Below are 7,594 nucleotides of genomic sequence, written 5' to 3' on the forward strand. Positions count from 1 at the left end.
CGCGAAGACGGAGTGTCAGTCGACATCAATGTTGACTGACACTCCGCTTTCGCGAGCGGGGCTCGCTCCCACAGGGGTTGGCCCCATCTCCTGAACGGGCACCAGACCCATGAAGCCTTACCCGATTTCTGAAAAAATGTCGGCATTCGTCGAGAAAACCGTCAGCTTCAACAGCACCGACAGCAGCCTCGACGGTTTGCGCCAGGCCTACAGCGCGATGTGCCGGGCGTTCACTCCGCCACGTCCCGCCGGGCTCTACGTGGTCGATTTCGAGTTGGCCGGCGTGCCGGTGCGGTCTTATCAGCCGCCGGTTTCACCTCCGACCGGCGGTGGACCGTGCATCGTGTATCTGCATGGCGGTGGTTGGGTGGTAGGGGATCTGGAATCCCACGATTTCATCTGCGCCGAACTGGCGTCGACACTCGGCGCACTGGTGATCGCGGTCGATTACCGATTGGCGCCGGAACATCCTTTTCCGGCGGCGTTCAATGATTGCCTGGGAGTCTGGCGCGCGCTGCGAAGCGGACCTTTTCGGCTTGATCCCGGACGAACGCTGGTGGCGGGGGACAGTGCCGGTGGCAATCTGGCTGCTGCGTTGTGTCTGGCGCTGCGGGATGCGGGCGAGCCGGTCCCGGCGGCGCAGGTCTTGATCTATCCGGGGCTGGGCGGTGATCGCTCGTTGCCGTCGCGTAGCGAATGCATCGACGCGCCATTGCTCGCCAGCAGCGATGTGGATTGTTATCACGCCTTGTACCTGCGCGGCACCCGACAGCCGGGCGCCTATGCGATGCCGTTGCTCGCCGGACACTTCGGCGGGCTGCCGCCGGCATTGATTGCCGTGGCGCAATTCGACCCGCTGCGCGATGACGGCGTGCTCTATGCCGAGCATCTCCAGGCCGCGGGTGTGCCCACCACGCTTTACTATGGAGAAGGGCTGGTTCATGGCTGTTTGCGGGCCCGGGGCCAGGTCGCCGAGGTCGACTTGCTGTATGAAACGCTGCTCGGGTTTTTGGCTGACAGGTTATGACGCTGCAAGGGGCATGCTCATTGGCGTAATTCGGGTTTATGATGCCGGACGGCAGAATAATAGAAGTCCCCCCAGGGATGACCTCGACCCCTTACGGAGCGCGCAATGCAGACTTTGTACCCGCAGATCAAACCCCACGCCCGGCACGATCTGGCCGTCGATGAAACTCACACCCTGTATGTCGACGAAAGCGGTTCACCGGAAGGTTTGCCGGTGGTGTTCATCCACGGCGGCCCCGGTGCCGGGTGTGATGCCCAGAGTCGACGGTACTTCGATCCGAACATGTACCGCATCGTGACCTTCGACCAGCGCGGTTGCGGGCGTTCCACGCCCCACGCCAGTCTTGAAAACAACACCACCTGGGATCTGGTCGCCGACCTTGAGCGCATTCGCAAACACCTGGGCATCGAAAAATGGGTGCTGTTTGGCGGCTCTTGGGGCTCGACCCTGGCGCTGGCCTACGCGCAAACCCACCCGGAGCGTGTACACGGTCTGATCCTGCGCGGGATTTTTCTCTGCCGTCCGCAGGAAATCGAGTGGTTCTACCAGTGTGGCGCCAGCCGTCTGTTCCCCGATTACTGGCAGGACTATGTCGCGCCGATTCCATTGGATGAGCGCGGCGACTTGCTCAGCGCTTTCCACAAGCGCCTGACCGGCAACGATCAGATCGCCCAGATGCATGCGGCCAAGGCCTGGTCCACCTGGGAAGGCCGGACCGCGACCTTGCGTCCGAATCCGCTGGTGGTCGATCGCTTCTCCGAGCCGCAGCGCGCATTGTCCATCGCACGTATCGAATGTCACTACTTCACCAACAATGCCTTCCTCGAGCCGAACCAGCTGATTCGCGACATGGGCAAGATCGCCCATTTGCCTGGCGTGATCGTCCACGGTCGTTATGACGTGATCTGCCCACTGGACAACGCCTGGGAACTGCATCAGGCCTGGCCGAACAGTGAACTCCAGGTGATCCGCGACGCCGGCCACGCCGCGTCCGAGCCGGGCATCACCGATGCACTGGTGCGTGCCGCCGGGCAGATGGCTCGCCGCCTGCTCGACCTGCCGCCCGAAGAAGCATGAAAGGCCTGCTGCAACGCGTGCATGGCGCGCGAGTCGAGGTAGCGGGGGAAGTGGTGGGGGCGGTCGATCAGGGGTTGTTGGTGCTGGTGGCGGTAGAGCCCGAGGATACTCGTGCCAGCGCCGACAAACTTCTGCATAAACTGCTTAACTATCGAGTATTCAGTGACGCCGAGGGCAAGATGAATCTGTCTTTGGCGGATGTAGGCGGCGGGTTGCTGCTGGTCTCGCAATTTACCCTGGCCGCAGACACCAAGAGCGGGTTGCGCCCGAGTTTTTCGACCGCTGCCCCTCCTGCCCTGGGCGAGGAGCTTTTCGACTATTTATTAAGCAAAGCGAAACAGGTGCATGGCACTGTGGCATCAGGTAGATTCGGCGCGGACATGCAGGTGCACCTGGTCAACGATGGCCCGGTCACCTTCCTGTTACAGACGTGAAAGCACTTGAAACATGTTTTTCAGGGCTTTTCGACTGAAAACAGGGGTTTTGCGCGATAAATACTTTGTTACCCCTGATGCGTTGTAACGCGGCCTACTAGATAATCGCGCGCTACGGGGATCAGCGTTCGTTGGTCCATTTTGACTTAGGTAGAGACTTGTCCGAGACCTGTTGGGGAATCATTTAGCCCCATAGGAGTCGGAACAATGCTCGCCAACCTGGCATATAGATAGCTGGCCGTTGGTTTTTTGATCTGTTTTCGGCGAGGGTTGCTCGTGATTGTTACTCCCTGTAATGCACCAAAATTGACTGCCAAACGGTTCCGAAGCGCTCTGGTAGCGGGCTCTGCACTGCTCTGCTTGCTCAGCGCCGGCCAGATTTGGGCATTCAATCTGGAGGATGTATCGGTCAAGGCGAAAGAGCTGGCCGGACAAAAATACGAAGCCCCGCGCAGTAACCTGCCGAACGAATTCCGCGAAATGAAATTCGCGGACTATCAAAAAATTCGTTTCCGCACTGAAAAAGCCGAGTGGGCCGATCAGAAAACCCCGTTCAAGCTTTCGTTCTATCACCAGGGCATGCACTTCGACACGCCGGTGAAAATCAACGAAATCACGGCCAACACCGTCGAAGAGATCAAATACGACCCAACTCGTTTCGATTTCGGCGATGTGAAGTTCGATCCTAAAGCTACCGAACAACTGGGTTATGCCGGTTTCCGTGTGCTTTACCCGATCAACAAGGCCGACAAGCAAGACGAAATCATGACCATGCTCGGCGCGAGCTACTTCCGCGTTGTCGGCAAGGGTCACACCTATGGCTTGTCCGCTCGCGGCATGGCCATCGATACCGCATTACCGTCCGGCGAAGAATTCCCGCGCTTCACCGAATTCTGGATTCAACGGCCAAAACCGGGTGACAAACACCTGGTGATCTTCGCGCTGCTGGATTCGCCACGCGCCACCGGTGCTTATCGTCTGACCCTGCGTCCTGGCAGCGACACCATTGTCGACGTCAAGGCCCGCATGTTCCTGCGTGACAAGGTCACCAAGCTTGGCGTTGCGCCGCTGACCAGCATGTTCCTGTTCGGCGCCAACCAGCCGTCGAAAGTGCTGAACTACCGTCGTGAACTGCACGATTCCAGCGGTCTGTCGATTCATGCCGGCAACGGCGAATGGATCTGGCGTCCACTGAACAATCCAAAACACTTGGCCGTGAGCAACTACTCGATCGAAAACCCGCGTGGTTTCGGTTTGCTGCAACGTGGCCGCGACTTTAGCCACTACGAAGACCTCGACGACCGCTACGACAAGCGCCCAAGTGCCTGGATCGAACCCAAAGGCGATTGGGGCAAGGGCTCCGTCGATCTGGTAGAGATTCCGACTGCCGACGAAACCAACGACAATATCGTTGCGTTCTGGAGCCCGGAAAAGCTGCCTGAGCCTGGTCAGCCGCTGGACGTCGCCTATCGCATGCACTGGACCATCGACGAAGCCGCCCTTCACGCACCGGACAGCGCCTGGGTTCAACAGACCCTGCGCTCCACGGGTGACGTGAAACAGTCCAACCTGATCCGTCAGCCGGATGGCAGCGTTGCCTATCTGGTGGACTTCGAAGGTCCGTCCCTGGCAGCACTGCCGGAAACCGCGGACGTTCGCAGCCAGGTCAGCGTGGGCGACAATGCCGAGCTGGTCGAAAACAGCGTGCGCTACAACCCTGAAACCAAGGGCTGGCGCCTGACCCTGCGGATGAAAATCAAGGATCCGGGCAAGCCTACCGAGATGCGTGCGGCACTGGTCGAGAACATCGTGCCGGGCGACCTCTCCAAGAACTCGCTGCCAGTCTCCAACTCTTCGGTTGCCAAGGCCGATAAAGTGGCCGCCAAGCAACAAGAGAAGGCGGACAAGGAAGCCAAGGACGCCAAGCAAGCCGAAGCCAAGCAGGCCGACGCGAAGCCAGTTGCCGATACCAAGGAAAAGGACAAGGACAACAAAGACGCCAAGCAGCCTGTTGCTGCGGACGCGGCCCCAGCCACACCGGAATCGGCAGCGACGGAAGAAGTCCTGACCGAGACCTGGAGCTACCAGTTGCCTGCCGATGAGTAATTCTCAACTACAGCCAGAGACTCTTGCCGAGTATCTGGCGCATCTACCGATGACCGACCAGCAGCGCGCTGAACTCGCGGGCTGCCAGTCCTTCAGCGAATTGCACCAACGCCTGTCGTCTTCGACGTTCGACGCTCCGACCGAGGCTGCCCAAGCCTCGGTGGGCCGTCGCCTGACCCTGAGCACTGCTGAAGAACTGGAAGAAGCGGAAATGCTGGCGGTCGACGCCAGTGGTCGGGTTTGCCTCAAGGCCACCCCGCCGATCCGTCGGACCAAAGTCGTGCCGGAGCCGTGGCGCACCAACATTCTGGTGCGTGGCTGGCGGCGTCTGACCGGTCGCACCAATCCCCCGGCCCCGCCGAAGGACGAGAACGTGCTGCCGGCGGCTCGCTGGCGCACCGTCGGTTCGATCCGCCGTTACATTCTGCTGGTCCTGATGCTTGGCCAGACCATCGTCGCCGGCTGGTACATGAAAGGCATCATGCCGTACCAGGGCTGGTCGTTCGTCGACCTGAACGAGGTTCTGCACCAACCGATCCTGAAAACCGTCACGCAAGTGCTGCCGTATGCGCTGCAAACCAGCATCCTGATTCTGTTCGGGATTCTGTTCTGCTGGGTCTCGGCCGGTTTCTGGACGGCGCTGATGGGCTTCCTCGAATTGCTCACTGGCCACGACAAATACCGGATCTCCGGTAAAAGCGCCGGCAACGAGCCGATTGCCAAGGACGCGCGCACTGCACTGGTGATGCCGATCTGCAACGAAGACGTGCCACGGGTGTTTGCCGGTTTGCGTGCGACCTTCGAGTCGGTTGCAGCCACGGGTGACCTGGATCGCTTCGACTTCTTCGTCCTCAGTGACAGTAATGACGCGGACATCTGCGTGGCCGAGCAGCAAGCCTGGCTGGACGTCTGCCGTGAAGCCAAGGGTTTCGGCAAGATTTTCTATCGCCGTCGTCGCCGTCGTGTGAAACGTAAAAGCGGCAACCTCGACGACTTCTGCCGTCGCTGGGGCGGCGACTACAAGTACATGGTCGTGCTCGACGCGGACTCCGTGATGAGCGGTGACTGCCTGACCAGCCTGGTGCGCTTGATGGAAGCCACGCCGGACGCCGGGATCATCCAGACCGCGCCGCGTGCGTCGGGCATGGACACCCTTTATGCGCGTATGCAGCAGTTCGCTACCCGCGTGTACGGTCCGTTGTTCACTGCCGGCCTGCACTTCTGGCAGTTGGGTGAATCCCACTACTGGGGCCACAACGCGATCATCCGCATGAAGCCGTTCATCGAGCACTGCGCCTTGGCGCCGTTGCCGGGTAAAGGTGCTTTTGCCGGTGCGATTCTGTCCCACGACTTCGTCGAAGCTGCGCTGATGCGCCGTGCCGGCTGGGGCGTGTGGATTGCCTACGATTTGCCGGGCAGCTACGAAGAACTGCCGCCGAACCTGCTGGACGAACTCAAGCGTGACCGTCGCTGGTGTCACGGTAACCTGATGAACTTCCGCCTGTTCCTGGTCAAGGGCATGCACCCGGTTCACCGTGCGGTGTTCCTGACCGGCGTGATGTCTTACCTGTCGGCGCCGTTATGGTTCTTCTTCCTGGTGTTGTCGACGGCGCTGCTGGCGGTCAACACCTTGATGGAACCGCAGTACTTCCTTGAGCCGCGTCAGCTCTATCCGCTGTGGCCGCAATGGCACCCGGACAAAGCAATTGCGCTGTTCTCGACGACGATTGTGCTGTTGTTCCTGCCGAAGCTGTTGAGCATCATCCTGATCTGGGCCAAGGGCGCGAAAGAGTTCGGTGGCAAGTTCAAGGTGACCTTGTCAATGCTGCTGGAGATGCTGTTCTCCATGCTGCTGGCGCCGGTGCGGATGATTTTCCACACCCGTTTCGTCCTCGCCGCGTTCCTCGGCTGGGCCGCGACCTGGAATTCGCCACAACGTGACGACGACTCCACGCCATGGAGCGAAGCGGTCAAGCGCCACGGTCCGCAAACCTTGCTGGGCTTCTTCTGGGCCCTGCTGGTGGTCTGGCTGAACCCGAGCTTCCTGTGGTGGCTGGTGCCGATCGTCGGTTCGTTGATGCTGTCGATCCCGGTATCGGTGATTTCCAGTCGTGTCGGCCTGGGCCTCAAGTCCCGTGACGAAAGCCTGTTCCTGATCCCTGAGGAATACAATCCGCCGCAAGCGTTGCTGGCAACCGATCAGTACACCCACGAAAACCGTTGGCATGCACTGAACGACGGTTTCATCCGTGCGGTGGTCGATCCACAGCAGAACGCCTTGGCGTGCTCGCTGGCGACCTCGCGTCACGGTCAGGCCGAGCCGATCGAATGGTTGCGCATCGAACGGGTGCGTCACGCATTGAAAGTCGGGCCTGACGGCCTGAACAACAATGAGCGTGTGCAATTGCTGAGCGACCCGGTGGCATTGGCTCGCTTGCATGAGCAGATCTGGAATGAAGGCCATCCCGAGTGGCTGGCAGCCTGGCGCAAATCGGTGAAAGCCGATCCCCATGCGCCGCTGCTACCGCTCAAACCACTGAGTGCGCAGCCTCAGTTGGCCTGACGAGAAACCCCGCGAAAGCGGGGTTTTTTTTGCGCTGCTGATCGCTCCCATGCAGAGCGTGTGAACGATCAGCGTTAGAGCAACAATTCCTGCTTAAACCCTTGTGCAAACGGAGGCATGACCATGGTCTGCGTCACCCACGAGATGGGCTTTGCACGGGAAGTCGCGGATCGAGTGCTGTTCTTCGATCACGGCAAATTGCTGGAAGATGCCTCGCCGGCCGAGTTCTTCGATGCGCCGAAGGATCCGCGGGCGCAGGCCTTCTTGCGCCAGGTTTTGTAGCTTTAGCGCCTGTCGTGACGCCTTCGCGGGCAAGCCTCGCTCCTACAGTATTGTGTCGTGGCTCAATCGAGCGATACGCAAAGTCCTGTAGGCGCGAGGCTTGCC

General features: G+C 60.1%; 5 protein-coding genes and 1 pseudogene. All 6 read left to right on the forward strand.

Features of this window, described 5'->3' with window-relative positions:
• Positions 1-109: 109 nt before the first annotated feature.
• The gene (locus QMX98_RS29890; RefSeq protein ID WP_282411828.1) at positions 110-1,027 is read left to right on the forward strand and encodes an alpha/beta hydrolase; all 918 of its coding nucleotides are present in this window, start codon (positions 110-112) and stop codon (positions 1,025-1,027) included.
• Between the two features lie 105 nt (positions 1,028-1,132).
• Positions 1,133-2,104: a prolyl aminopeptidase gene (pip, locus tag QMX98_RS29895; RefSeq protein WP_010464501.1), complete on the forward strand. Its 972-nt coding sequence runs from the start codon at positions 1,133-1,135 to the stop codon at positions 2,102-2,104.
• On the forward strand, positions 2,101-2,538 hold the full coding sequence (gene dtd / locus QMX98_RS29900) for a D-aminoacyl-tRNA deacylase (protein ID WP_010464499.1): 438 nt from the start codon (positions 2,101-2,103) through the stop codon (positions 2,536-2,538). The genes pip and dtd overlap by 4 nt, the downstream gene beginning before the upstream one ends.
• A gap of 276 nt (positions 2,539-2,814) precedes the next feature.
• A complete protein-coding gene (locus tag QMX98_RS29905; protein ID WP_154911968.1) occupies positions 2,815-4,644 on the forward strand; it encodes a glucan biosynthesis protein G in 1,830 nt (609 codons plus the stop codon).
• Positions 4,637-7,207 (forward strand): glucans biosynthesis glucosyltransferase MdoH, encoded by a 2,571-nt coding sequence (gene mdoH / locus QMX98_RS29910; RefSeq protein WP_010464496.1) that lies wholly within the window; start codon positions 4,637-4,639, stop codon positions 7,205-7,207. The genes QMX98_RS29905 and mdoH overlap by 8 nt, the downstream gene beginning before the upstream one ends.
• 114 nt (positions 7,208-7,321) lie before the next feature.
• Positions 7,322-7,489: pseudogene (locus QMX98_RS29915) on the forward strand (peptide ABC transporter ATP-binding protein); the annotation flags it as partial.
• Between the last annotated feature and the right edge of the window lie 105 nt (positions 7,490-7,594).

Origin of the sequence: Pseudomonas sp. PS02303, from assembly GCF_029959925.1 — a bacterium.
GTDB classification, from domain to species: Bacteria; Pseudomonadota; Gammaproteobacteria; order Pseudomonadales; family Pseudomonadaceae; genus Aquipseudomonas; species Aquipseudomonas mandelii.

Coding starts and splice junctions, on each gene's coding strand:
- pip (WP_010464501.1), top strand. CDS start 1,133: ATGCAGACTTTGTACCCGCAGATCAAACCCCACGCCCGGCACGATCTG.
- mdoH (WP_010464496.1), top strand. CDS start 4,637: ATGAGTAATTCTCAACTACAGCCAGAGACTCTTGCCGAGTATCTGGCG.
- QMX98_RS29890 (WP_282411828.1), top strand. CDS start 110: ATGAAGCCTTACCCGATTTCTGAAAAAATGTCGGCATTCGTCGAGAAA.
- dtd (WP_010464499.1), top strand. CDS start 2,101: ATGAAAGGCCTGCTGCAACGCGTGCATGGCGCGCGAGTCGAGGTAGCG.